Genomic DNA, 26,167 nt, shown 5'->3' on the forward strand with positions numbered 1-26,167 from the left:
AAGGAGAACGAATTCATCATGAGCCAGCCATTGATTGATTTACAGCATATATCCAAAAGTTTTGACGGTGAGTTGGTACTGGACGACTTAAATCTTTCCATCCGGGAGAACAGCTTCGTCACCCTGCTTGGCCCCAGCGGCTGCGGCAAGACCACTACCCTGCGTATCCTCGGCGGCTTTACTACACAGGACACGGGAAAAGTCATGTTTGAAGGACAGGACATCACAAAAATCCCTCCCAACAAACGCCAGCTTAACACTGTATTCCAGAAATATGCATTGTTTCCCCATATGAATATCGCGGAAAACATTGCCTTCGGCCTGAAGATCAAGAACAAGTCCAAGGCCTATATTGACGACAAGATTAAATACGCCCTGAAGCTGGTGAATCTGTCCGGCTACGAAAAGCGTACCGTGGACTCCCTGTCCGGCGGCCAGCAGCAGCGGATTGCCATTGCAAGGGCCATCGTGAACGAGCCAAGGGTGCTTTTGCTCGATGAACCCCTGGGCGCCCTGGACCTAAAGCTGCGCCAGGATATGCAGTACGAGTTAATCCGTCTTAAGAACGAACTGGGCATCACATTTGTTTACGTGACCCATGACCAGGAGGAGGCCCTGACCATGTCGGATACCATCGTGGTCATGAACCAGGGTTATATCCAGCAGATGGGTTCCCCTGAACAGATTTATAATGAGCCGGAAAATGCCTTTGTAGCCGACTTCATCGGCGAAAGCAACATCGTGCACGGCACCATGGTCAGGGATGAGCTGGTAGAAATTTTTGGCGCCAGGTTCGTATGCGTTGACAAGGGCTTTGGCAATAATAAACCTGTGGACGTTGTCATCCGCCCTGAGGACATTGACCTTGTAAAGCCCGAGGACGGCACGCTTCAGGGCGTGGTGACCCACTTAATCTTCAAGGGTGTCCACTATGAGATGGAAGTGACCACGCCGGACGGCTTTGAGTGGCTGGTCCATTCCACCGACATGTTCCCGGTAGGCCAGCAGGTTGGCATCCATGTGGAGCCATTTGAGATCCAGATCATGAATAAGCCTGCTTCTGAAGATGAGGAGGCGCTGGGAGTCAATGAATAGTGAGAAAAAAGGCGCCGCCATCGGCAAGGCGCTGTTATCCGGACCATACCTGCTCTGGATGGCGGGTTTCACCCTGATCCCGCTGGCCATGATTGTATGGTACGGCCTTACGGACAAGGGCGGTTCCCTGACCATATCCAATGTCATTGCCATTGCATCGGCAGACCACGCCAAGGCGCTGTGGCTGTCCCTGGGCCTGTCCTTAATCAGCACGGTGCTCTGTCTTTTACTGGCCTATCCCCTGGCCATGATACTCCGGGGACGCGGGGCTGCGGCGGGAGGTTTCATTGTGTTCATATTCATCCTTCCCATGTGGATGAATTTCCTCCTCAGGACCCTGGCCTGGCAGACATTATTAGAGAAAAACGGGGTCATCAACGGGATACTTGGCTGGCTGCATCTGCCCGCCCAGTCCCTTATCAATACCCCTGCCGCCATTGTGCTGGGCATGGTTTATAACTTCCTGCCCTTTATGGTACTGCCCATCTACAATGTGCTGTCCAAGATAGACGACAACATCATAAACGCTGCCATGGACCTGGGGGCCAACAGCTTCCAGCGCTTCCTCCGGATATGGTTCCCCTTAAGCATTCCCGGGATCATAAGCGGCATTACCATGGTCTTTGTCCCTTCCTTAACCACCTTCGTCATCTCCGACCTGCTGGGAGGAAGCAAGATACTGCTGATAGGCAATGTCATTGAACAGGAGTTCACAAGGGGCAGCAACTGGCACCTGGGCAGCGGTCTTTCACTGGTCCTCATGGTCTTCATCCTTATCAGCATGGCCATGATTGCCAAATACGATAAAAACGGAGAGGGGACTGCATTCTGATGACAAAAGGTTCAAAAGCATTGCGCAAAATCGTATCTGATTTTTATATGGTGCTGATACTTATCTTCCTGTACGCCCCCATCCTGACCATGATGGTGCTTTCCTTTAACAAGTCCAAGTCAAGGACACAGTGGGGCGGGTTTACCTTACAGTGGTACACCCAGATGTTCGACAGCCGCTCCATCATGAGCGCGCTGACAACCACCCTGGTCATTGCCTTTGTATCCGCGCTCATTGCCACCGTCATCGGTACGGCTGCCGCCATTTCCATTAACTCCATGAGGGCGGTACCCAAAACCGTTGTGATGGGCATTACCAATATACCCATGCTGAACGCTGATATCGTAACGGGCATTTCCCTGATGCTGGCATTCATCGCCTTTGGCATTTCCCTGGGATTTAAGACCGTATTGATATCCCACATTACATTCAACATACCATATGTCATATTAAGCGTCATGCCAAAGCTTAAGCAGACCGACAAATACACGTATGAAGCGGCCCTGGACCTGGGCGCTTCACCCATATACGCGTTCTTCAAGGTGGTGTTCCCGGATATCATGCCGGGCGTGCTCTCCGGTTTCCTGCTTGCATTTACCATGTCCTTAGATGACTTCATCATCACCCACTTCACCAAGGGCGCGGGCATCAACACCCTGTCCACCCTGATATACAGCGAGGTGCGGCGCGGCATCCGGCCGTCCATGTATGCACTGTCCTCCATCATTTTCCTGACAGTGCTGATTCTTCTGATTTTTGTCAACTTCCGGTCCATCAAGAAGCCGGAACAAGCATAACTTCATTTAGATTTAAAAGGAGAACAATTATGAAAAAGAAAATGACAATGACCCTTGCCGCTGTATCCCTGGCAGCCCTCAGCGCCGCCCTGATCACGGGCTGCGGCAAATCCGGCTCCTCTGAGTCAGGCGGTAAAGAAGACAACAAGCTTAATGTTTACAACTGGGGCGAATACATTGACGAGGACGTCATCTCCCAGTTCGAGGACGAGACAGGCATCAAGGTTGTCTATGATGTGTTTGAGACCAACGAGGAAATGTACCCTGTCATTGAGGCAGGCGCGGTCAAATACGATGTGGTATGTCCCTCCGACTACATGATCCAGCGCATGGCCCAGAACAACCTGCTGGCTGAGATTAATTTTGACAATGTACCCAATTACAAAGAAATCGGCCAGGAATACCTGGACATCTCCAAGGGCTTTGACCCTGAGAACAAGTACTCCGTGCCTTACTGCTGGGGCACCATGGGAATCCTCTACAACACCAAGCGCCTGGAGGAATTAGGCGTACCCGCCCCCACCAAATGGTCCGATCTGTGGGATGAGCGCCTGAGCGGAGAGATCCTCATGCAGAACAGCGTAAGGGATGCATTCACCGTTGCCCTTAAGATGGAGGGATATTCCTTAAACTCCACCAATCCGGATGAACTGGCCAAGGCCCGTGACCTTCTGATTGAGCAGAAACCCCTGGTCCAGGCCTATGTCATTGACCAGGTAAGGGATAAGATGATTGGCGGCGAGGCCGCTGTGGGCGTTATCTATTCCGGGGAAATGCTCTATATCCAGGAAGCAGTTGCCGACCAGGGTCTGGATTATGACCTGGAATATGTGATTCCCGAAGAAGGCACCAACTACTGGATTGACTCCTGGGTCATCCCCGCCAACGCAGAGCACAAGGAAAATGCTGAAAAGTGGATTGACTTCCTGTGCCGCCCCGACATTGCCAAGAAAAACTTCGAGTACATCACCTACGCAACCCCCAACAAGGGCGCTTATGACCTTCTGGATGATGAGCTGAAAAACAACAAGGCCCTGTTCCCTGATATAAACAGCCTGCCTAATTGTGAGATCATCAAGTATCTTGGGGATGATGTGGATATGATTTATAATGATATGTGGAAGGAAATTAAGTCTGAATAAATATATAGAAGAGTGGCATTGAATGGATTCCCCATTCCCTGCCGCTCTTCTTTTTTCTGTACCCATTCTTAAAAGAGAAATTTCTGTTCTATATTGTTCGAATAAACATTTTTATATGTATATTAATGAATATAAAAACTTTTTTCTTCATTCAACCAGACATGTTTTGTGCACTATATACCAAAACTCCTTTAAAATCCCCCTTCCATTACCGCAATATTGCCTATATTTTATTTGACTATATTTCTTTTTTCGATTATAATTCAAACATAAATCGCACGATTCAAACATTTACAACTGTCAATCCCACATGGTTTTCCCTGCAGCAGCCCGCAAAGTCTTCAGAGATACCTGCATCCGTGATGATTGCATCCATTTCAGCAATGGTACCCAGCTGGAAAAATCTTGGTTCATGGATTTTACTGCTGTCAATCAAAGCAATTGTTTTTTCAGAATGCTGCATGATCAGTTTCTTTATCTCCAGGTCATTGACACTGTTGGTAGTAATCAGCCCATCCTTCGTGATGCTGTAAAAGCCAAGAAATGCAGTCTTAAAATACATTGACTTAATAAGGTTCTGTGTTATGGGGCCAAAACAGGAGTGGGCCGTCTTATGAAGCTCCCCGCCCAGTGAGAACACGGTACACTTTGTACATTCGTTAAATTCAAGGGCTGCGGTCAACGATGTTGTCGTTATGATCAGTGGCTTACTGTATGGTATGAACTCCGCCATCCGAAGGCAGGTGGAGCTGTCGTCAATGAATACGTTATCTCCTGGGTTCAGGTATTTGACCGCCTCCATGGCAATTGCCCTTTTTTCTGCAATATGCTCCTTTGCACGGGAAGTAAACGCCACTCCGTCAATATACTTTTCAGTTGGTATGGTGGCCCCTCCGTGGGTGCGGATAGCCTTCCCCTGGGACACCAGCATATTGATATCCCGGCGTATGGTCATTTCCGAGACATGAAAAAAGCTGCTCAGGTGCGAGACCTCAACAGAACCAACCTCAAATAATAGTTTTTCGATTTCCGATATACGTGTACTCTTTGACATACCATAAATATAGTATACAAAAAATTAAAAAGCAATATCAATTTATTATATCAGGAGGAAAAATAATGAGCAAGTACAACAAAATTTTAGGAAGTATCATGGGAGCTGCCGTTGGGGATGCCATGGGAGCTGCAACCGAGACACGGAGCGCCGAAAGGATTAAAGAGGATTTCGGGGGCTATGTGGATAAAATCATCACCCCGCCTTCAGACTGCTTTGCACGGGGATACGATGCCGGCACAGTTACGGACGACTTCAGCCTTGCTTATTTTACAGCAAAGGAGCTGGTGGCCTCCAGGGGCATTGTGGATGCGGAGGTAGCCAAAAAAGCCCTTTTCACCTGGGCTTCCTATCCTCAGTTCTTCCGGTTTGCCGGCCCCACCACGGAAGCCGCCATCAAGAAACTCAAAGGCGAGGAAACCGTAAATCCAAAGGCCTATATTGCCGCTGATAATTTAAGGGCCACCAACGGATCCGGCATGAAGATTTTCCCGGTAGGCCTGATTAATCCAGGCAATCTGGACAAGGCCGTACAAGACACCATCACCATCTGCATGCCTACACACAACAATAATGTGGCCATCTCCGGCGCAGCGGCCATATCAGCAGCCGTTGCAAAAGCAATGGAGGATAATGCCACCCTTAATGAGGTAATCGAGGCAGGAATCTATGGAGCACATAAGGGGTTTGAGGACAGTTCCAGGATTGCCCACAGACTGGCCACCCCATCCGTGGAAAAGAGGATCAGTCTTGCAGTGGAAATTGGTAAGAAGGGAGCCGACTGGGAGAGCGCCATGCTTGAATTAAGGAATATCATAGGCGCAGGTTTAATGGCAACCGAAGCCATCCCATGTGTATTCGGTATTCTTGCAGCTACCCCTGGCGACCCTATGTCCGCTATAAAAATGGGCGTTAATATCGGGGACGACACGGACACGGTTGCCACCATGGTGGGCGCTGTTGCAGGCGCACTTTACGGAATGGGCAACATACCGGACGAATATATCTCTTTAATCAATAAAGTAAATGATTTTGACCTTGAGGGACTGGCACATGATATTGAAAGGGAGTTTTATTGATGGCCTGTAATACAGAACCTGACAACAGATATGTCATTGCCATAGGCGCCGCCGCCCTGGACGAGTACTATACGGCAGATACCTGGCCTTTGGAAGGCGGCAAGGCAATGGTGGACTATAAGGAAGATATGATTGGGGGCATGATTCCCAATGCGGCCTGTGTATTCGCAGGATACGGCGTCCATACATATCTTGTGGATACCCTGAAAAGCAACAGCAGAAAGACGGACATGATTGTTGATGATTTAAAAGCCCACGGTGTGAAGACAGAACTGCTCCGCTACCGTGAGGATATCCCGGACGCCAGGACAATCATCATACTGACTGACAAGGAGCGCACCATACTGGTAGTTGAACCCCACAAGCCGGCACTTGATATAAAAGCCAGTGAACTGGACACATTCAGGAATGCATCCTATATCTACACAACGCCTGTTGAACTAAAAAATATCAGGAACCACATGGAATTTGTGGATGACCTGAAGAGCCACCATGTCAGGCTGGTCTTTGATATTGAAGCCTCAACCGTGGATGTCTGCGACAAGGAACTGATTTATAAGGGTGATGTGCTGTTCTTTAATGAATTTGGGTTTGAAAAAATAAAGGGGAACCGCAGTGAAGAGGAAGCATTTTCAGAAATGTTTGAAAGGGGTGTGGAAATAGCCACTATCACCCTGGGCGAAAAGGGCAGCCTTACCGCCACAAAAAACGAAATCTTCCGGACCCCCGCCATAAAACAGCAGGTAGTTGACACAACCGGGGCAGGTGATACATTCAACAGTTCCTTCATCACCTATCTCCTTATGGGAAAAAGCATACGGGAGGCCGCCCTGTTCGCCAATACGGCAGGCGGATACTCCGTTACACAGTATGGTCCCAAGGGCGGCGTCAACGATTTAAGCTTTATAGAAGAACTGGTAACCAGGTACTATTAGGACAATGGAAGGAAAATGCTATGGGACAGGAAATTCTAAAGACAAAGGGGATTACGAAAAGCTTCTTTGGAAATGAAGTCTTAAAGGGCGTGGACTTCGATGTACTAAGCGGCGAAGTCCATGGACTTGTGGGCGAAAACGGCGCCGGTAAATCGACACTGATGAAAATCATAACCGGTGTCTACACAAAAAACAGCGGTCAGATTTTCCTTGATGGCAGGGAAGTTGATTTTTCCGATCCGGGCAAAGCCCGGCTTGCCGGTGTTTCCATCATACATCAGGAATTTAACCAGTTTTCCAATCTGTCTGTTGCAGAGAATATTTTCCTGGACAGAAAGGAATACCGCAATTCCTTCGGGGTTGTCAACTGGAAAAAGATGAGGGACGATGCCAAAAAGGTCCTTGGGGATTTAGGTGCTTCCTTTGATGTGGAAATGCCGGAACGGCTTCTGTCCGTACGGGAACAGCAGCTGGTGGAGATAGCTAAGGCTGTTTCATCCAACTGCCGTGTCCTTATTATGGACGAGCCCACGGCCGCCCTGCCGGAAAATGAAGTGGGGAAGTTGTTTGAAGTCATCCGTGTGCTGAAGGAAAAGGGCGTTGCGGTTATCTATATCTCCCACAGGATGAAGGAAATTGAACAGATCTGTGACCGTGTGACAGTCCTGCGGGATGGAAAAAAGGTCAGCACCCTGGAAATGGAAGCAGGGCGGATTGATGAAGTCATTTCCCAGATGATTGGAAAAAGCATCACCAACTATTATACCCATTCCCAGCGTACGGCCGGGGAGGCCATACTTGAGGTAAGGAACCTGAGCGGGCATGGGGTCCATGATGTCTCGTTAGAACTGCACCGCGGGGAAGTCCTGGGACTCTACGGCCTTGCAGGGTCTGGCGCGACTGAGACAGCGGAAATGATCATGGGACTCCTGCGGCCCATACAGGGCAGCGTCTTGATGGACGGCAGGAAATTGATGATGAAAAGCATCAACGAATCCATGAATGCCGGAATCGGATATGTTCCATCTGACAGAAGGCAGGAAGGAATCATTGTAAATATGCCAATCAGCCAGAACACCATCCTGGCCAACTTAAATTCCTATGACGGCAGGGTCATGCTTAACTATAAGAAGATAGAGACCCGGGTAAAGGCTGCCGTTGAGAGCCTGAAGATTAAATGTGTCTCACCTTCCCAGGAAGTCATGCGGCTTTCAGGAGGAAACCAGCAGAAGGTCGTCCTGGCCAAATGGCTGGACCGTAACCCCCAGGTGTTGATTTTAAACGAACCCACAAGAGGCGTGGACGTGGGCGCCAAAAGTGAAATCTACAAACTGATTGATGACCTTGCTAACAACAACCTGGCAATTTTATTCATATCCTCCGAACTTCCGGAAGTCATGGGGGTAAGCGACACCATCACAGTCATGTGCAGGGGCCATATTACCGGCAGCTTCTCAAAAACAGAAATCGGGCAGGATACTTTGCTGAAAGCGGCATCAGGGCGTATTTAGGGGAGGAAACCACATGGATAAGGCAAAAATATTGAAAATCGTGAAAAGGCAGGAGTTTATCGTTGCAGCTTTCTCGCTTCTGGTATTCATCTTCTTTTCCCTGTTTTCAGATAACTTCTACACTCCCACCAACCTGAGGCTGATCCTGCAGCAGTACGCAGTAAACGGCATCTGTGTTCTGGGAATATCAATTGTAATTATTCTTAATGGCATTGATCTGTCTGCAGGGGCAATCCTTGCCATGGCCGGGGCAGTGTCCGGTACTATGGTAAAGTTAGGCATTCCCGTCGTCCTATGTATACTGGCAGGCGTGGCGCTGGGCATGCTGTTCAGTTTCATCAACGCACTTATCATAACAAAATGCAGGGTTCCTGCCATTGTTACCACCATTGCCACCAATTACCTGTTCCGCGGACTGATTGTGGTCATAACCGGAGGATACTGGGTAAACCAGTTTCCCAAAGCATTTACCAGGATTGGCGCCGGCAGGCTGCTTGGCATATCAAACCTGTTCTGGATGGCAATGCTCCTGCTGATTGTAATGACCGTGTTCATGAAATATTTTAATACAGGCAGGAAGATATACGCAGTGGGCACCAATCCCCAAGGCGCTGACTTAAGCGGCATCAGTTCCGACAGGATACAGCTTATTGGCTACACCATCTGCGGCGCCCTTATCGGCTTTGCCGGGGTCATGTATGCGTCCTCCTACGGGGCAATCAACCCGTCATCCACAGGCACCACCCTTGGGACCACGGTTCTGGCAGCTGCCCTTGCAGGCGGTGTGAACTTTGGCGGAAAGGGCACCCTGCTTGGCGGAGCCATCGGCATGCTGATGATTACCATCATCAACAACGGGCTTATCCAGATTAAGGTATCTGAATACTGGGTTGACGCAATTACAGGAGCCATCATCCTGATTGCCCTGGTGCTCAATGTCCTGAACGCCCGCGAGAGAAGAAAGGGGGAGAACTGATGGGGGCAGTAAACTCGATTGTTACAGGAATAAAGAATTACTCAAAAAAGGATGGCAATAAAAATATTGTCCTGCTGGCTGTCTATCTCATCATCCAAACCAGCGTATTTGCCATGCTGACTCCATTCTTCATCACTGCGGCCAACTTCCAGAACCTGATGCGCCAGACCGCAGAACTGGGGATGGTGACAATCCCTCTTGCAATCATCCTGATGACAGGTAATATTGATCTGTCCATCGGTTCTGTAATGGGAGTCTGTGCCATCTCCCTGGCCAGGCTGTTAAAAACAGGAATGAATATCTGGCTGGCAGTGCTGATAACCATACTAATCGGGGCCGCAATCGGCAGCCTTAACGGTTTCCTGGTGGCCAGGATGCATCTGGCCGGCATTGTGGCAACACTTGGCACGCAGGTCATGTTAAGAGGCGTGTGCAACATCCTCACCGGCGGCAGACCTGTCAGCGGGCTTCCCCAGCAGTTCCTGTCCTGTGCAAATATCCGGATTCTGGGTATGCCTGTCAGCTTTATATTCATGGTAGTTATTTTCATGATAGCAATCTTCATCATGCAGAAGACCAGTTTCGGCATACGTGTACACGCCATTGGATACAATCCCAAGACCAGTGTCTATTCAGGGCTTGGGTCGGATAAGATTAAGTTCATCATGTTCACCCTGTCCGGTGCGGTTGCTGCCATTGCAGCGGCATTCATGCTGATGAGGTTTGCAAGTGCCGAGTCTAAATTTGCCAGCGGTTATGACACCGATACCCTTACCTCCCTTCTGATTGGAGGAATCAGCATTGCAGGCGGTTCCGGCAACATGATCGGCGCCCTCTTAGGCTTCATAACCATCGCAACCCTGAGGAACGGGCTGAACCACATGGGGGTTTCCGCTATCTTCCAGACCGTTATCCTTGGAGTACTTATCATAGTATCCGCAGTTAACTTTAAAAAGAAAAACTAATTAACATATCTTAAGGAGGTACAATATGAAAAAAAGACATTTAGCAACAATGACAGCCATGGTACTGACAGGCGCACTCTTAGCAGGATGCAGCAATGGGACAGCTGCCACCCAGGCTTCCAATGCTCCTCAGACATCCCAGGGTGGGACAGAGCATGGTCCTGAAGATACTGCGGCTTCCGGCACACAGGCAGGCGGCGGGACTTCCGAAATAAACAGGAAGCTGTTCTTCTGCCCGAAAAGCGTAGGTTTTGATTACTGGACCTCTGCCGAAAAAGGCATTATGGAAGCAGCCAAAACCCTTGGCTATGAAGCTGTATTTAACGGTCCTGCAACCACGGACTCCGCCCAGCAGATCAGCATGATCCAGGATATGCTGGCACAGGGTATCGGCGGACTGGCAATTGCCCCTAATGACGCGGAGGCAATCAGTGCAACCATTAAAGAGGCCCAGGACAAAGGGGTCAATACCATCACCTTTGACACAGACGCCCCCAACTCCACCAGGTCTTATCTTGTATGTCCGGACTCCGACTATTCCATGGGGCAGGAACTAGGGAAAATGATTGCCGGGGAAATGGGTCAGGAAGGCCAACTGGCATTCATGGTGGCCTCCTTCAGTGCTGAAAACCAGGTATCCAAGGTGGAAGGCGCAACCGATTATCTGAAAGAGAACTGCCCAGACATTGAAATTGTGACCACCGTCAACTCAGACGATGACAACGAGACTGCCTTTGCTAATGCACAGACCCTGCTGACCACCTATCCTGATTTAAAGGGTATCCTGGGATTTGCAGGCGCAGAAGCCCCCCAGGCAGCAGAGGCAATTACACAGGCCATCAGCAACGGGGAAGTAAAGGAAGGGCAGATTGCAGTCACAGGTATCGGATTCCCCAACCAGTGCCGTCCTTATATCAAGAGCGGCGTATTAAAACAGGTCCTCAGCTGGAACCCCACAGAGACAGGTAAAGTGGCCTGCTATGTACTCGCGGCCATGGCAGAAGGAAAGCCTATTGACGCCACCTTTACAATTGAAGGCGTAGATATAAAAATCGAGGATGGAACCAAAGTATACCACGGCTGTATCCTGCTGACCCCTGAAAATATCGATGAATATAACTATTCATAAAGGAGATGCCCTATGAAAACAATCAAGGCTGAACGGATTACCAAAGATAATTTCGCGCCTTACGGAAGATACTACAATGTATTTGAGGAACGCAAAACAGAAAGTGAAGACTTTACCGCATATATGCTTAAGGAACTCCATACAGATGAACCAATGAACTTTGGCATCACCATCTGCAAGGCTGGGGATTTTGACAGCATCAGCATGGAACGCCATTTTCTCACCGAAGAACCTCAGTTCTGCGGCGATGGTGACATGGTACTGACCGTGGCGGACAGCGACCCTGAAAACCATCCTGAGGCTGAGGATGTGAAAGCATTCATCTTAAAGCCGGGAGATCTTGCGGTCCTGGCAAAGGGCATCTGGCACGATGCAAACCACGGCATTGACAAGGACACCATGTATTATTTCATGGCAACCAACAAAGCACCGGATTCAAGGGAAACTGAATGGGTTAAGGTCAGCCCTGAACCGGTACATGTTCTCGTTCACCAAGGAGGCGGCATATGAAAATAAAAGCAGTTCCGGTAAACAGCACGAATTTTAAGCCTTTCGGGACATACTACAAAGTAATGGACGGCGCTCCCAGGACAGGAACCGGAGGCTGGAAGGCCTGGATGACCCCGGACGTATGTATGGATGATGTGGCCCACTTTGGTTTTACCATGGTAAAGGGAATGCCTTTTACAGTTGATACCATGGAACGCCACACAAAGACAACAGAACTGATTGTATGTGGGGACAAGCCCCTTATACTGGCAGTGGCGGATTCTGATCCTCAGAGGCATGCCCAGGCCCAGGATATAAAGGCATTCATCATCTCTCCCGGAGAGCTGGTTGTGATGGACCGGGGAATCTGGCATGATGCATGCAGATGTGCGGACGGTGATTCATGTTACTACTATTTCCTTTCTCTTGAAACAGATGAAAAGGCTGTATTCCAGCCCGTAGAAGGCGGCTGCGTGGATGTTACCCTGTAACCGTGCCCGGCATATCAGAATACCGAAAGGATACTACATATGGATACATTTTCACGGGTTGAAACCTGGATAGATGAAAATAAGGAACTGGCAGTAGGATTCCTGCAGCAGTTAATAAGGATACCAAGTATCAATCCATGGTTTTCTGACTATCAGGAATATACCACGGAAAAAGAGGTTCAGGAGTTTCTTGCAAAAAGCCTGAAAGAGCTGGGGTTTGACGTAACGCTTTGGGAAACAGATTCCGGCCTTCTTAAGGAATACAAGGATTATCCCGGTTATTATGAAGGGCGCCCCATGCATGACAGGCCTATCCTCTATGCCTGTTACCAGGGAACCGGCAATGGCCGTTCCCTGCTCCTGACAGGCCACGCTGATGTTGTAAAAGTGGGCGAAGGCTGGACCAGGGACCCTTTTGGCGCCACGATTGAAGGAAACAGGATGTATGGACGGGGTGCCGTCGACATGAAAGGCGGTATTGCAGCAATGATCATGGCTGCAAGAGCTGTTATCGAAAGTAATATTGAACTCCGGGGAGATATACAGGTAAATACGGTACCAGATGAAGAAGCGGGGGGAATGGGAAGTCTGGATTATGTCCACAGAGGAATCCATTCCGACGGCGCCATCATGACAGAGCCTACTAACCTGGAAATCGGCCCCATGTGCCGGGGCATACTGTGGGGTAAAATCATAATCCCCGGCAGGGCAGGACACATTGAGATGGCACAGTCCCATTGGTCACAGGGCGGTTGTGTGGATGCTGTAAAACTTTTGCAGCTTTATCTGAATGAAATCGACAACTTCAACCGGTACTGGGCTACCAGAAAAACCCATCCTCTCATGAAAATTCCCTGCCAGCTTCTCGTGGCAGGCGTACATGCAGGGGAATATCCGTCAGCCTATGCAGGCAGTGCTGAAATCATCTTTGACGCCCAGTACCTGCCTCAGGATCTGGACGGACATTACCGGGGAAGCAGGATCAAGAAGGAAATCGAGGATTTTGTGGATAAGGTGGCTGATACTGATGAGTGGCTTAGGGAAAACAGGCCCCATGTGCAGTGGCTTCTGGATGCAGACTGTGCCGAGACGCCTGCTGACGGACCGTTTGTAAAAGCCATGGCCGAAGGCGCCGGAACAGTCCAATCCCCTGTTACGGTTAATGGTTTGGGCGCCCATTCTGACATGGGATGGTACGTACATCAAGGGATTCCCACCATCAACTTCGGTCCCGGTTCCCCCCTTATTGCACACCAGGCAGACGAATATATCGAACTGGACCAATACATCACCAGTATTAAAATGCTTGCGGCAATGATCATCAATTGGTGTAAATAACCCCTGCCCTTTTGAACGTTAAAAAGTCCATGAGGACAGGACAGAAAAGAGGTGTAAAATGGCAAAACACATCCTGCTTGCAGGAGAATCATGGATGAGTCATACAACCCACGTAAAGGGGGTTGACGCTTTCTATACTTCAGTATATGAAACAGGCGAAAAGTACCTTAAGGCAGCGCTGGAAGAAGGAGGCTACGAATTCACCTTCCTACCCAACCATCTTGCCACAGAGGAATTTCCGTTCACCATGGATGGATTGAGGCAATATGACCTTATCATACTATCGGACATAGGCGCCAACACGCTGCTCCTGCCCACACTTACCTTTACCAAGAGCAAAATCCAGCCTAACCGGTGCAGTCTTATTAAAGATTACGTCCTCGGGGGAGGAGCGCTCTTAATGATTGGAGGCTACCTCACATTTTCCGGGGTTGATGCCAAGGGAAAATGGCAGGACACCCCTGTCCAGGATGTACTCCCTGTCCGGATTCTTCCAACGGATGACCGGATGGAACATTGCGAGGGTGTACGCCCGGTTAAAGCGGCGGAGCATGAGATTTTAAACGGGATTGACATGGAGTGGCCTCTTATACTGGGCTATAACAAAACCATTGCCAAACCGGAAGCAGACGTCCCCGTTAAGGTAGAGGATAATCCTTTCATTGCACTTGGCAAATATGGAAAGGGACGTTCCGCTGCATTTACAACGGACTGCGCTCCCCACTGGGCTCCCCCTGAATTCTGTACATGGCCCGGATATGGGAAAATCTTCTGCAATCTGGCAAAATGGCTCACGGATAAATAAATACAATATAGTAAGAACGGGATTGAATCCGGCGGTCAAGCATACGTACGCCTGCCGGATCCAATCCCGTTATCTGTCCATTCCCTATCTGCATCCTATCCAAACTGCCTATTTACGCTCCATATGCATATCCTGATGCCCGCCACAGCATCCACCGCTGCAGCCGGAACAGCCGGAGCAGCCCTTGCCGGCCTTCTTATCCTTTATCATCTTGCGCACCACCGCGCCTACAGCCACGGCCAATATAAGTAATATTACAAAGGTTGGGAGATTCATATCCATCCTCCTTTCTATCTGATCTGTCATCCATCCCAGTCGCCCGGAAAAACATCCGTGCAGCCGTTAAAACGTCCATGGTTAGTTATTTCTAACTTCATACTCAGATTAACACTTTCTAACTCTCTTGTCAATCGTTTTTTTATATGTTACACTTAAGGATGACCAGCCGGTACCGCCTTGCGGTATCAGACAAAACTACGGGGGTGTTTACGCATTGAAGATACAGGAGTCAGCAGAAAATTATCTGGAAACCATATTAATGCTTGGCAGGGAAAAGCCCTGTGTACGTTCCATCGATATTGCCAATGAATTGAATTTCTCCAAGCCAAGCGTCAGTGTGGCCATGAAAAACCTGCGTGAAAACGGATATATCCTGGTTGATGAGCATGGGTATATTACCCTTACTGCCGCGGGCCAGTCCATTGCAGATACCATGTACGAACGGCATACCATGCTTTCCAGCTGGCTTATCTATCTGGGTGTGGATGCCAGGACAGCGGCCGAGGACGCATGCCGTATGGAACATGTACTGAGCGCAGACACGTTCGAGGCCATCAAACGCCATATTACCCAGGGGCACGAACTGCCGGAGAATATGTAGCGGATAACACAGCATGCCATGCAAGGAGGACAATGCCATGATAAAAGATCTTGTTGCCAGCTGTCGTTCCTACCGGAGGTTTTATGAGGAGGAGCGCATACCTTATGAGGAACTTAAGGATATGGTGGATACTGCCAGGATTACGGGCAGCGCAGCCAATTCCCAGGCATTAAAGTATAAGATTATATGTGACAGGGAAGAATGCGCCCGGATTTTCCCAACCATCGGATGGGCCGCTGCCTTAAAGGACTGGGACGGCCCTGCGCCGGGCGAACGGCCCAGCGCATACATCATCATGGTCTGCGATTTGTCCATCGGTAAGAACAGACAGTGGGATGAAGGCATCACGGCCCAGACCATCATGCTCAGCGCCGTGGAAAAGGGGTACGGAGGCTGTATCATCGGAAACTGCCGCCGCGCCGAACTTGTAAAGCTTCTGGACCTGAACCCGGAACAGTATTCCGTCAGCCTGGTCCTGGCCCTTGGAAAGCCAAAGGAGGAGGTTGTGCTGGTGCCGCTGAATGAGGATGGAAGCACGACCTATTACAGGGACAAAAATCAAATCCACTATGTGCCAAAACGGAGCCTGGATGATATCCTGATTTAGTAGTCGTACAGCCTTGTGTAAATAGCGGGTGCCATATTCACCGTTATTTGCCCAAGGCTGTATTAACTGCATGATCAGGACAGATTATTGCCCCTGCCCTCCCCTCATCCAGTCTTCCGGCAGGCATACATGGCTTTGTAATTTAACTTTCTTCTTTTTTACCATGTTTAGGAACATATCCAGTATGCCCTTCACTACCCGTTCCGGCGCAGGATTAAAATAAAAATATCCGCCAGATATATGGCCCATTTCATCACGGTCATCCGCACATTGGGGGGCCTGTGGGGTAATGGTCTTGGTGGCGAAGGAATGCAAACACACAGTTACCATCCCTGCCATCCGTCACAATACTGCTCAGCTTAGCCAGGCGCCTGCCATTCTTAAGGTAAATCCAGGCAAACATCCTGCCCTCCTTGTTCACCTTGATCCGGACTTCCTTTATATCCGTTACAGGAAATACCATATCCTTATCAAACCATCTATGAACCGATATCTCCCTTCCCTTTACTTCCAGCCTTCCCACAGCATGAACGGACCATGCTGTAAACCGGACCGTAAAATGCCGCCTGTCAGGACATGGGTGGGACGCGGCAATTCCGGTTGAGCCGAATACCCGCCCCGGTATGTCCACCTCCACACCGCGCATCTCCAATTCTTCAAGTAACATTTCGCAGGAACAGCCATAATCATAAACCTTGAAAAGCTTTCCCCGTTCCCCCATAAAGGCACAACCGTCTGCTTCCCATTCCACCCTGCATATGTCATCCATATGGTAAAAATGCCTCCGCAGCAGGAAATCCCGGAACAGGATTTCCTCCCCTTTCACACGGACAAGCCGGAAGCTATAACATAAAAGCCATATACCCAGGGTTCCCGGAATCATAAGGAATCCCAGGGCAATGCCCACAGAAGCAGTCTCATTCCCATTGAGGTAATCCTGGTAACACCAAAATGACATGAGACAGCCGGATAACAGTCCAATAATGCCCACAACCCTTGTAATGGCAGGCGCTTTTATAAGAATATCCTCCTCCATTTTTTCTTCCATTTCATGTCCTGTCTTCTCCATCCATTCCCTCCATCCAACACGCCCCATCCTCAGATAGAAGTATTATACACCCATCCTATCCAACCAACAATAAATTTAACTCCCGCAGGCAGACCCTGTCCCCTAAAAAGCGGTTAATCACCCATTCCATCTGAACCATCTCACAAAAAAAGTGCGTGCAATGCAAAGCCCTGATTCCCGCTTCACAATACACGCACTTCCCTACACATTATTTTAATGACAAAGCCCTCATTGCATTCAGGATTGCTATCACAGACACGCCCACATCCGCAAACACGGCTTCCCACATATTTGCCATTCCAAAGGCTCCCATCAAAAGTACGATGGCCTTGACTCCCAGTGCAAATATAATGTTCTGTTTGACGATTGACATGGTCTTGCGGGATATGCGCACCACATCCGATATCTTGGACGGGTCATCGTCCATAAGGACGATGTCCGCTGCTTCAATAGCCGCATCGGAACCCATGCTTCCCATGGCGATTCCTATATCGGCCCTGGAGAGCACCGGCGCATCATTGATGCCGTCCCCCACGAATGCCAGCTTATCCTTGCCGTGAAGGCCTGCCAGAAGCTCTTCCACCTTGGCCACCTTCCCATCGGGCAGAAGTTCTGCATGGACCTCATCCAGCCCCAGACGGGAGGCAACAGCCTCGCCCACTTCCTTCTTGTCACCGGTAAGCATGACGGTCCTTCTGACGCCTACCTTCTTAAGGTCATGGATGGCTTTATATGCCTCTTCCTTGATTGTATCTGAAATCACGATGGAACCTTTAAACACACCGTCCTCCGCTACATAAACCACGGTGCCGATGCTGGGGCACTCCCTGTAGCCCACCTGCATTTCCTTCATCAGCTTGCTGTTGCCTGCAAGGACCACATGACCGTCTATGACTGCTTTTACCCCATGACCGGAAATCTCCTCCGTGTCAGATACACGGTTCATGTCAATGGCACTGCCCCAGGCATCCTTGATTGAGCGGGATATGGGGTGGTCGGAATAGCTTTCCGCCAGGGCCGCCAGTTCCAGAAGGCCAAGCTTTTCCCCGGACAGGTCTGCGTCCGCTGTATTTACACCAATTGCATTCCCATCAGGCACACTCCCATCCGCCAAATGAATCTCCGTCACCTTAAACTCACCCTTAGTCAGCGTTCCTGTCTTATCAAATACAATGGTATCCATCTGGGACAATGCTTCCAGATAATTGCTTCCCTTAACCAGCACGCCTCTTCTGGACGCTGCGCCGATTCCTGAGAAAAAGCTCATGGGCACTGATATGACAAGGGCACAGGGGCAGGAGATTACAAGAAAGGTACATGCCCTTCTTACGCCCTCAGACCATGACTGCCCCAAAAGCAGGGGCGGGAGGACCGCCAGTACCACGGCGGCGATCACAACTATGGGCGTATAATACCTGGCAAAACGCGTGATGAAGTTCTCCACCTGCGCTTTCTTGCTGCTGGCATTCTCCACCAGCTCCAGGATCTTGGCAACCGTGGAATCATCAAATTCCTTTGTAACCTGCACCCTGAGCAGCCCGCTTCCATTGACACAGCCGCTGATGACATCATCACCCACTCCGGCCTTCCTTGGAACCGATTCACCGGTAAGGGCCGAGGTGTCCACCATGGAGTCACCGAATACCACCTTGCCGTCCAGGGGAATCCTCTCCCCGGCTTTAACCACGATGATATCGCCCACCTGTACGTCATCCGGGTCCACCTGCTTAAGCTGTCCGTCCTCCTCAATGTTGGCGTATTCAGGACAGATGTCCATAAGCTCCGTGATGGACTGCCTGGAACGGTTTACCGCATAACTCTGGAACAGTTCGCCTACCTGGTAAAACAGCATGACTGCAACTGCCTCTGAATACTCTCCTATCCCAAATGCGCCAAAGGTGGCTACTGACATAAGAAAGTTCTCGTCGAAAACCTGGCCGTTCTTAATGTTGCGGAATGCTTTGTATACAATATCCCATCCAATGAGCACATAGGGAACCAGGTAGACCGCCAGCTTCCCCCAGGTACCCAGTCCCTCCGGCAGCGCCTCCATATGGTCCGCCACCGCCAAAGGGATATATACGATGAACGTGGCTATGATCCGCAATAGCATTGCCTTCTGTTTCTTTGTCATAATGATTTCCTTTCCTGAACAGGCAGGGCCTGCTCCATTTTATTAGGCGTAGGCGCCACCTGACAGAGTTTACATCTGAATGATGCAGTCCGGTTCAACCTTCCTGCATACAGCCACGACTTCCTTCATGATTTCATCGAACCTGCTTTCCTCTGCGTCGATTGTCATCTTCTGGGTCATGAAGCTTACGTTGGCGTCTGCCACGCCCTCAATCTTCTTGATGGCTTCCTCCATCTTAGCTGCACAGTTTGCGCAATCCAGGTCCTGTAATTTGAATTTCTTTTTCATTATCATATCCTCCATTTATCATATTATTATAAAAATATTACCTATTCCTCAATGTGTTCCAGACCCTGGTTGATAATGGTCCTTACATGTCCGTCCGCCAGGGAATAAAACACGGCTTTGCCTTCCCTGCGGCTCTTCACCAGGCGGTTCTGCTTCAGGATCTTCAGCTGATGGGAAATAGCTGACTGGTTCATGTTGAGAAGCTGTGCAATGTCGCATACACACATCTCCGACTCGAAAAGCACATACAGGATCTTAATCCTGGTAGAATCGCCGAATACCTTGAATATCTCAGCCAGGTCATAAAGCTCATCTTCATCCGGCATCTTAGCCGTGACCGACTTCACCACATCCTCATGGACCTGGTAAAAGTCACAGCACTCCACGTCATTCATTGCCATGCGGTTAACCCCCTTCTTTTTAAACGTCTGTTCATATGAATGATTGTTCATATGTTTATATCTACATTATATGCTGAATCTTAAAAATGTCAACCCTTTTTTATGAATCCACAAAAAAATTATTACGGAATAATTTTCACGATTTTAGATAGCATTAATATGGTTAACGTGTATAAAAAACAAATATTTTATTACACTTTAATTAGTATTTATGTATACATATTGCACTTTATATTTTACTTTGTTACAATTTAGCTAATCTTACAGGAAGCAGTACATTGTTCCCATTTTGTGCGGGGCAGATTATGAACGGGGGGCTATTGATGATAATTTATCTGTTGTTTTTAGTATCTTCCATAATTTATTTTGCAAAAGTAATATATAAAAATTATCAAAATGGGCTTTCTTTCCAGTATGGTCAAAATAAAATAGTTTATTTTGCCACCATATTGTGCATGGTAATAGGGCAGTTTTTGATTCCATCCATCGAAGAACGAATCCTGATATTTTTAGTATTCTTGTCATTCATTCTATTGTTATATACGATTTTGGGCCGTCATAATCAAGCCAACCATTCGGGAGACCTGCTTCTTTTCTTTCAAAAAGAAATCAGGAAAGAGAAACTATGTATATGTATAGGCATAGGGCTGCTTTTAATTACCTTAGCCGTCGTCCATTTCACGGATTAGTTCCTGGGTAATGTTTTGGATGCGGTTGATTGACTTATAGGGTTAAACCAAAATATAATCCCTGTCCCATTCCCCAACATAGATATAACCGCCGTAAGCAGTTTGGGCTGCATCCATGTCTGAATGCTGATATATGAAAAAGGACACATCAAAAAGGCACATTCCATACGGAAATGCGCCCTTTACTGATAAACATATTATTTGCTGCGTTTTAAGAAAAATGACTTCAGGACCATCCACAAGGGTACCATATACAGATACACTGCAAATATCAGGCTTTCTTTTGGCGCCTCCACCACTGACAGGGGAAACGCGCATGCAATGCTCCAGGGAAGGAGGCCGGCAATCACGATGACCGACATCTCCAGGTTCACTGCCAGTGTCTCCTTTTTTTCCGTCAGTGTCTTGGTCATCTCGCAGGTAAGCATGGTTGCCAGGGTCTGGTTGCAGCTGATGGCACAGGTAATGAAGGAAACCACCACTGTCACGAAGAAAACATTGCTGCGGCATGCCAGGTCAAGCACCCACTGTTTCAGGTTGGACAGCAGGTTGGTGGCGCTGAAAATCCCAAAATAGGCGGATGAAATTGCCACAATGGCCCCGATGCTTACCATGGATTTAAGCCCTCCCCCGTCAATCAGCGCCGCCAGCTTTATATCCCCGGCATGATACCCCCGCACCATGATGTCCATGACCTGGACGATTCCCATATCCTGGTAAACCACACAGATTACGGCCGCCGCCACAATACTGACCAGCATGGTCAGCTCCACCCTGACCCGGAACAGGGAGAACAGGATGATGATTCCTGCCGGCAGCAGCGTAACCGGAGCCAGATAAAAAGCGGAGGTAAATATCCTGGTGCTTTCCACCTCTGCGGCCCCGTTCCCCCACCCCCTGCCTAGATAGAGGTATAATGCGGCCGTAATAAGCAGCGGAACCAACACCTGCCGTAAGACCTTTACGATAATCACGTAGATGTCCGTATCCGTCAGTTCACAGACCAGCAATGCGCTGGAAGACATGGGGGAACATTGTTCACCGAAATAAATGCCGGACATGACCGCGCCGCCGATGTACACGGACGGTATATCAAGGGCCCTGCCAATACTTGCACAGATTACCCCCATGGTGGACGCGGTCCCAAAGGAAGTGCCGGTCAGAGCCGACATCCCGCAGCAGAGCAGGAATGTCAGCACCAGATAATACCTGGGCGCCATGGAGGACGCTGAATAATAGACAATGCACGGTATGGTGCCGGACGCCCTCCAGACAGCGGTCAGAAAGCCGATGAGTATGAATACAATGAGTATGGTCCTGGAATCCTTCACCCCTTTCCACAGCATTTTCCCAAGCTCAGAAACCGGATATTTATTGTATAAGGTATAGATGCTAAAACAGGCCAGCCCTCCTATCAATGCATATATCACGGAAATATCTGTCAAGACACATCCTAGAAGCATAAGCACAAAAACCAGCAATGTTACTGCTTCCGCCATAATTGTTTCTCCTTGTTTTCCTGCTTTTTAATGCACTGCACAGTGGCATGCAACCAGATGGCCCCCTCCGGCCTCCCTAAGCCTTGGCACTTCCTTCCTGCACTGTTCGGTGGCGTATGCACATCTCGGGTGGAAGGGACAGCCTTTTGGCATGTTCATGGGGCTTGGGACCTCTCCCTGGAGGATGATTCTCTCCCTCTTCTGCTCTTCATAGTAATCCGTAATCGGCACTGCCGACAGAAGGGCCTGGGTATACGGATGTATGGGATTGGCATACAGGTCGGAGGATTTTGTGACCTCCACCAGATGCCCCAGGTACATCACACCGATATTATCACTTATGTGGCGGACCACCGCCAGGTCGTGGGCCACGAAGAGGTAGGTGATTCCCAGTTCCCTCTGGATTTTCTTGAACAGGTTAATGATCTGGGCCTGAATGGACACATCCAAAGCCGATACAGGCTCATCGCATACGATGACCTCCGGGTTGCAGGCCAGTGCCCTTGCAATGCCCAGCCTCTGCCTCTGCCCCCCGCTCATCTCATGGGGGAATCTCTGGCTCATGCCCGGATCCAGGTCCACAATCCGCAGCAGTTCATGGATGCGGTCCGATATCTCCTTCTGGGTCTTGCTGACCCCGTCACAGATAATGGCCTCCCTTAAAATGGAATAGACCGAATTACGGGGATCCAGGGAGCTGTAAGGATCCTGGAAAATCAGCTGTATCTCCCTTCTGTACGGGGCAAACTCACGGGCGGATATGCCCGCTATCTGCCTGCCCTTGTAGTAGATACTGCCGTCCGTGGGTTGATTGATTCCCAGGATACATTTGCCTGTGGTGGTCTTTCCGCATCCGCTCTCCCCTACCAGTCCGAAGGTTTCCCCTTTCCTGATTGTAAATGATATGTCATCCACAGCCTTCACGGTTCCCGCATGTACCCCGAACACACCTTTTGTTACAGGGAAATGCATCTTAAGCCCTTCTATCTTCAGAAGGATCTCTCCCTTTTCCCCCGCATCCTCCCTGACAGTCCCGGACGCCTTGGAGGTGCCTGCCGCGCCGGTTCCATTTTCCCTCACGTTTCTATGGCAGGCCACAAAGTGTCCGTCCCCTACCTGCCTTAATTCCGGGCATTTTTCCTTCCTGCATGTATCACAGGCATATACACACCTTGGCAGAAAGGCGCACTCCTGGGGCAGCTTTGAAAGCACGGGCGGCGCTCCCATAATCGGCACCAGTTCCTCATCCTTATCATCCTGAAGCCTTGGGACGGATTTGAGAAGTCCCAGGGTGTATGGGTGTTCCGGGTGGGTCAGTATCTTTTCCGTTGTACCGGATTCCACAATCTTCCCGGCATACATCACATAAACCCTCTGGGCGTACCGGGTCACCAGTCCCAGGTTATGGGTGATGATGATCAGGGATTTATTATACTTATGGACCATGTCAATCAGAAGGTCCATGACCTGCGCCTGGGTGGTCACATCCAGGGCAGTGGTGGGCTCATCCGCAATGATCAGCTTGGAGTCGCAGGCCACGCTGATGGCAATCATTACCCTCTGGCGCATGCCGCCGCTCATCTCAAAGGGATAGCACCTCATCCTGGCCTCAGGCTCCGGTATGCCGACTGCGGCCAGGGCCTCTATCCCCTTTTTCCATGCTTCTTTTTTGCTCAGATGGGAATGGGTGCATATGACATCCGACAGCTGTTCCCCAACCGTCAGCACTGGATTTAAGGAGGTCATGGGTTCCTGGAATATCATGGATATCCCGGCGCCCCGGATAGCCCTCATTTCTTTTGATTTTGCATCGTACTCCAGAAGGCTTTTCCCGTCAAACATCACCTCCCCGCCGATGATCCTTCCCGGCGGTGTCTGTACCAGCTGCATCACCGACATCTGCGTCACTGATTTGCCGCAGCCGCTTTCACCCACAATGGCAATGACTTCCCCACGGTTCACATAATAGGATACGTCACTGACCGACTTGACCTCTCCCTCAGCCGTAAAAAAAGAGGTCCTTAAATGATTTACTTCCAATAATTTTTCAGGCATTTACAACTTCCCCCTTAACCGAGGATCCAGCGCATCACGGAGGCCATCTCCTACAACATTAAATGAAATAATCAGTATGATAATACAGATTCCCGGAATCATTGCCAGCCACGGCGCCTGTAAAAGGTACGCATAGGCATCGGATACCATGTTGCCCCAGGTGGCTGTGGGCGGGTTGATGCCGACCCCCAGATAACTCAGGGACGATTCCGTCATGATGGCATTGCCCAGGTTAATTGTATACAGTACAATCAGGGACGGGAATGCATTGGGAAGCAGATGCTTTAGCAATATCTTGCTTTCCGGCCTTCCCACCAGCTTGGATGCCACAATATAATCATTTTCCTTTAGGGAAAGCAACAGCCCGTTTACCATGCGGATATAGGTGGGTATCATGCCGATCCCGATTGCCAGCGTAAGGCTCATGACGCCGGTTCCCATGATTGCCGCTATGATCAGGGTGAACACCATTCCGGGTATGCTCAGTATGATATCCGTCATCCCCATGATTACCCTGCGCACCATACCGGTTACATATCCGGCCACCAGCCCCAGGCCGATGCCGATGACAGCGGCAAAGGAGCCGGACAGAAGGCTTACATACATGGACACCCTGCCGCCGTATATGACGCGGCTCAGCACATCCCTTCCAAGGAAATCCGTCCCCAGCCAGTGGGCGGCCGACGGAGTCTGCAGTTTTTCCACCAGGTTCTGGGCAGCAGGGTCATAGGGCGTTATCCAGTCAGCGAATACAGCCATGAAAATAAAGCCCACCACAACCACCGTGCACAGTTTCACGATGATACCGCGTCCGAAAAAGATGCCCAGGGCCTGCTTCCTGTTCCTCTTGCGTGTCTCCCGCTGCAGTTTTGCGAAATCATTATCCATTTTCATCACCCCATTGACTTTCTTACCCGCGGGTCAATAAACCCATATGCGATATCCACAAACAGGTTGCAGAATACAGTAACCATAGATATGATCAGCACACAGCCCTGGACAATAAAATAGTCCCTTTGCTGGATGCCTGATACAAGCATCTGTCCGATTCCTGGTATATTGAAAACATTTTCGATAATAACCGCGCCTGCAACAATATTGCGCATCTGAAGTCCTATAATGGTGATTACAGGTATCAGCGCATTCTTAAGGGTATACTTGAAAATAATCTTATGTTCCGACAGTCCGTTGGCCCTCGCCGTCCTCACATAATCCTGGTTAATCACTTCCAGCATGTTGGAGCGGGTCTGCCTTGCCAGGATGGCGGTGGTATAGATGGCATTGACCACAACCGGCCAGAACGCCTTATGTACATATTCCCCAAAATCCACCCAGGGCGCCGTATAGCCCTGGAGGGGTATCAGGTGCATCTGCAGCCCCAGGATGATGACGCCGAATATGGCAACCAGAAACCGCGGTGCGCCCAGGAAAAAGTTAACAATCAGGGTCAGCCCCTGGTCAATCCAGGTCCCCCTCTTTACAGCGGAGATGATACCCACTATAATCCCGGCCAGCACGCCAAACACAAGACCCGGAAGCCCGATGGAGATTGTATTGGGAAGCCGTTCATTGATATAAGTCGTCACATCCCTTGCATTCAGTATGGATTTGCCGAAGTTCCACCTTAAGAATATATTCGTTATCCAGTTCCAGTACTGGACTAAAACCGGGTCATTAAGCCCGTAGGAGTTCCTGTAATCCTGAATCGCCTCAGCACTGGCCGCATCCCCCAATGCAATGGTTGCCGGATCTCCCGGCAGTCTCTGCATGAGGATGAAAACCAGGAATGAAACCAGCAGGATCAGCACTGCCGCTGTGGCGATTTTCTTCCCAACATATTTTATCATGTTACGCCCTCATCAAATATCTTTCTTATTATTCAACTGCCGGTCTGGATTGCTCCCGGC

The 26,167-nt window shown here is 49.5% G+C and carries 26 protein-coding genes; 16 read left to right on the forward strand and 10 right to left on the reverse strand.

What is annotated here, in order from left to right:
• The first annotated feature begins 18 nt into the window (after nt 1-18).
• Genes potA through LK536_RS34530 form a run of 4 tightly spaced genes read left to right on the forward strand, consistent with a single transcriptional unit; the run spans nt 19 to nt 3,866 of the window.
• Nucleotides 19-1,095, forward strand: coding sequence for a spermidine/putrescine ABC transporter ATP-binding protein (potA, locus tag LK536_RS34515; RefSeq protein ID WP_008723792.1), 1,077 nt, complete (start codon nt 19-21; stop codon nt 1,093-1,095).
• Nucleotides 1,067-1,927 (forward strand): ABC transporter permease, encoded by an 861-nt coding sequence (locus LK536_RS34520; RefSeq protein WP_474911676.1) that lies wholly within the window; start codon nt 1,067-1,069, stop codon nt 1,925-1,927. Before potA ends, LK536_RS34520 begins: the two co-directional genes overlap by 29 nt.
• The gene (locus LK536_RS34525) at nt 1,927-2,724 is read left to right on the forward strand and encodes an ABC transporter permease (RefSeq protein ID WP_025484362.1); all 798 of its coding nucleotides are present in this window, start codon (nt 1,927-1,929) and stop codon (nt 2,722-2,724) included. Before LK536_RS34520 ends, LK536_RS34525 begins: the two co-directional genes overlap by 1 nt.
• 29 nt (nt 2,725-2,753) lie before the next feature.
• Nucleotides 2,754-3,866, forward strand: coding sequence for an ABC transporter substrate-binding protein (locus LK536_RS34530; protein ID WP_008723786.1), 1,113 nt, complete (start codon nt 2,754-2,756; stop codon nt 3,864-3,866).
• Nucleotides 3,867-4,149: 283 nt separating this feature from the next.
• On the opposite strand, the gene LK536_RS34535 is transcribed toward LK536_RS34530, so the two are convergent.
• Entirely contained in the window at nt 4,150-4,920 is a 771-nt protein-coding gene (locus LK536_RS34535) for a DeoR/GlpR family DNA-binding transcription regulator (protein WP_227794606.1), read from the reverse strand.
• Nucleotides 4,921-4,985: 65 nt separating this feature from the next.
• Between LK536_RS34535 and LK536_RS34540 the strand changes: the two genes are divergently transcribed.
• The 10 genes from LK536_RS34540 to LK536_RS34585 are packed head-to-tail and all read left to right on the forward strand — an operon-like array spanning nt 4,986 to nt 14,638.
• The gene (locus LK536_RS34540; protein ID WP_120058493.1) at nt 4,986-5,999 is read left to right on the forward strand and encodes an ADP-ribosylglycohydrolase family protein; all 1,014 of its coding nucleotides are present in this window, start codon (nt 4,986-4,988) and stop codon (nt 5,997-5,999) included.
• Nucleotides 5,999-6,934 carry a carbohydrate kinase family protein gene (locus LK536_RS34545; protein WP_120058492.1) on the forward strand — a complete coding sequence of 312 codons (936 nt, stop codon included), beginning with the start codon at nt 5,999-6,001 and terminating at the stop codon, nt 6,932-6,934. Before LK536_RS34540 ends, LK536_RS34545 begins: the two co-directional genes overlap by 1 nt.
• 20 nt (nt 6,935-6,954) lie before the next feature.
• Nucleotides 6,955-8,445: a sugar ABC transporter ATP-binding protein gene (locus LK536_RS34550; protein WP_120058491.1), complete on the forward strand. Its 1,491-nt coding sequence runs from the start codon at nt 6,955-6,957 to the stop codon at nt 8,443-8,445.
• Nucleotides 8,446-8,458: 13 nt separating this feature from the next.
• Nucleotides 8,459-9,421, forward strand: a complete 963-nt coding sequence (locus LK536_RS34555; RefSeq protein WP_227794607.1) for an ABC transporter permease — start codon at nt 8,459-8,461, stop codon at nt 9,419-9,421.
• Entirely contained in the window at nt 9,421-10,386 is a 966-nt protein-coding gene (locus LK536_RS34560) for an ABC transporter permease (protein ID WP_120058489.1), read from the forward strand. Before LK536_RS34555 ends, LK536_RS34560 begins: the two co-directional genes overlap by 1 nt.
• Nucleotides 10,387-10,411: 25 nt before the next feature.
• On the forward strand, nt 10,412-11,515 hold the full coding sequence (locus tag LK536_RS34565) for an autoinducer 2 ABC transporter substrate-binding protein (RefSeq protein ID WP_227794608.1): 1,104 nt from the start codon (nt 10,412-10,414) through the stop codon (nt 11,513-11,515).
• 12 nt (nt 11,516-11,527) lie between these two features.
• Entirely contained in the window at nt 11,528-12,025 is a 498-nt protein-coding gene (locus tag LK536_RS34570; protein WP_120058487.1) for an ureidoglycolate lyase, read from the forward strand.
• Nucleotides 12,022-12,495 carry an ureidoglycolate lyase gene (locus LK536_RS34575; protein ID WP_227794609.1) on the forward strand — a complete coding sequence of 158 codons (474 nt, stop codon included), beginning with the start codon at nt 12,022-12,024 and terminating at the stop codon, nt 12,493-12,495. The genes LK536_RS34570 and LK536_RS34575 overlap by 4 nt, the downstream gene beginning before the upstream one ends.
• A gap of 39 nt (nt 12,496-12,534) precedes the next feature.
• Nucleotides 12,535-13,833: a M20 family metallopeptidase gene (locus tag LK536_RS34580; RefSeq protein ID WP_227794610.1), complete on the forward strand. Its 1,299-nt coding sequence runs from the start codon at nt 12,535-12,537 to the stop codon at nt 13,831-13,833.
• Between the two features lie 58 nt (nt 13,834-13,891).
• Nucleotides 13,892-14,638 carry a glutamine amidotransferase gene (locus tag LK536_RS34585; protein WP_120058484.1) on the forward strand — a complete coding sequence of 249 codons (747 nt, stop codon included), beginning with the start codon at nt 13,892-13,894 and terminating at the stop codon, nt 14,636-14,638.
• A 108-nt stretch (nt 14,639-14,746) separates the two neighbouring features.
• On the opposite strand, the gene LK536_RS34590 is transcribed toward LK536_RS34585, so the two are convergent.
• A complete protein-coding gene (locus LK536_RS34590; RefSeq protein ID WP_008723785.1) occupies nt 14,747-14,914 on the reverse strand; it encodes a FeoB-associated Cys-rich membrane protein in 168 nt (55 codons plus the stop codon).
• A gap of 217 nt (nt 14,915-15,131) precedes the next feature.
• Here LK536_RS34590 and LK536_RS34595 point away from each other — a divergent pair, with 217 nt between their 5' ends.
• Both LK536_RS34595 and LK536_RS34600 read left to right on the forward strand, forming a co-directional pair.
• Nucleotides 15,132-15,518 carry a metal-dependent transcriptional regulator gene (locus LK536_RS34595; protein WP_008723782.1) on the forward strand — a complete coding sequence of 129 codons (387 nt, stop codon included), beginning with the start codon at nt 15,132-15,134 and terminating at the stop codon, nt 15,516-15,518.
• A 37-nt stretch (nt 15,519-15,555) separates the two neighbouring features.
• Complete coding sequence (locus LK536_RS34600; RefSeq protein WP_008723780.1) at nt 15,556-16,125, forward strand: nitroreductase family protein; 570 nt, start codon at nt 15,556-15,558, stop codon at nt 16,123-16,125.
• Between the two features lie 259 nt (nt 16,126-16,384).
• On the opposite strand, the gene LK536_RS34605 is transcribed toward LK536_RS34600, so the two are convergent.
• The 8 genes from LK536_RS34605 to LK536_RS34640 form a co-directional block, all read right to left on the reverse strand.
• A complete protein-coding gene (locus LK536_RS34605) occupies nt 16,385-17,194 on the reverse strand; it encodes a hypothetical protein (protein WP_227794611.1) in 810 nt (269 codons plus the stop codon).
• Nucleotides 17,195-17,402: 208 nt separating this feature from the next.
• Nucleotides 17,403-19,328 carry a heavy metal translocating P-type ATPase gene (locus LK536_RS34610; protein ID WP_227794612.1) on the reverse strand — a complete coding sequence of 642 codons (1,926 nt, stop codon included), beginning with the start codon at nt 19,326-19,328 and terminating at the stop codon, nt 17,403-17,405.
• A gap of 69 nt (nt 19,329-19,397) precedes the next feature.
• Nucleotides 19,398-19,616 carry a cation transporter gene (locus LK536_RS34615; RefSeq protein WP_008723777.1) on the reverse strand — a complete coding sequence of 73 codons (219 nt, stop codon included), beginning with the start codon at nt 19,614-19,616 and terminating at the stop codon, nt 19,398-19,400.
• A gap of 41 nt (nt 19,617-19,657) precedes the next feature.
• Entirely contained in the window at nt 19,658-20,017 is a 360-nt protein-coding gene (locus LK536_RS34620) for an ArsR/SmtB family transcription factor (RefSeq protein ID WP_008723775.1), read from the reverse strand.
• A gap of 886 nt (nt 20,018-20,903) precedes the next feature.
• The gene (locus LK536_RS34625) at nt 20,904-22,205 is read right to left on the reverse strand and encodes a Na+/H+ antiporter NhaC family protein (RefSeq protein WP_227794613.1); all 1,302 of its coding nucleotides are present in this window, start codon (nt 22,203-22,205) and stop codon (nt 20,904-20,906) included.
• Between the two features lie 27 nt (nt 22,206-22,232).
• On the reverse strand, nt 22,233-24,260 hold the full coding sequence (locus LK536_RS34630) for a dipeptide ABC transporter ATP-binding protein (RefSeq protein ID WP_227794614.1): 2,028 nt from the start codon (nt 24,258-24,260) through the stop codon (nt 22,233-22,235).
• Nucleotides 24,261-25,148 carry an ABC transporter permease gene (locus LK536_RS34635; protein ID WP_227794615.1) on the reverse strand — a complete coding sequence of 296 codons (888 nt, stop codon included), beginning with the start codon at nt 25,146-25,148 and terminating at the stop codon, nt 24,261-24,263.
• Nucleotides 25,149-25,153: 5 nt separating this feature from the next.
• Nucleotides 25,154-26,107 carry an ABC transporter permease gene (locus LK536_RS34640; RefSeq protein ID WP_008723764.1) on the reverse strand — a complete coding sequence of 318 codons (954 nt, stop codon included), beginning with the start codon at nt 26,105-26,107 and terminating at the stop codon, nt 25,154-25,156.
• Nucleotides 26,108-26,167: the final 60 nt, after the last annotated feature.

The sequence above is a fragment of the Clostridium pacaense genome, assembly GCF_020709765.2.
GTDB lineage: Bacteria > Bacillota > Clostridia > Lachnospirales > Lachnospiraceae > Enterocloster > Enterocloster hominis.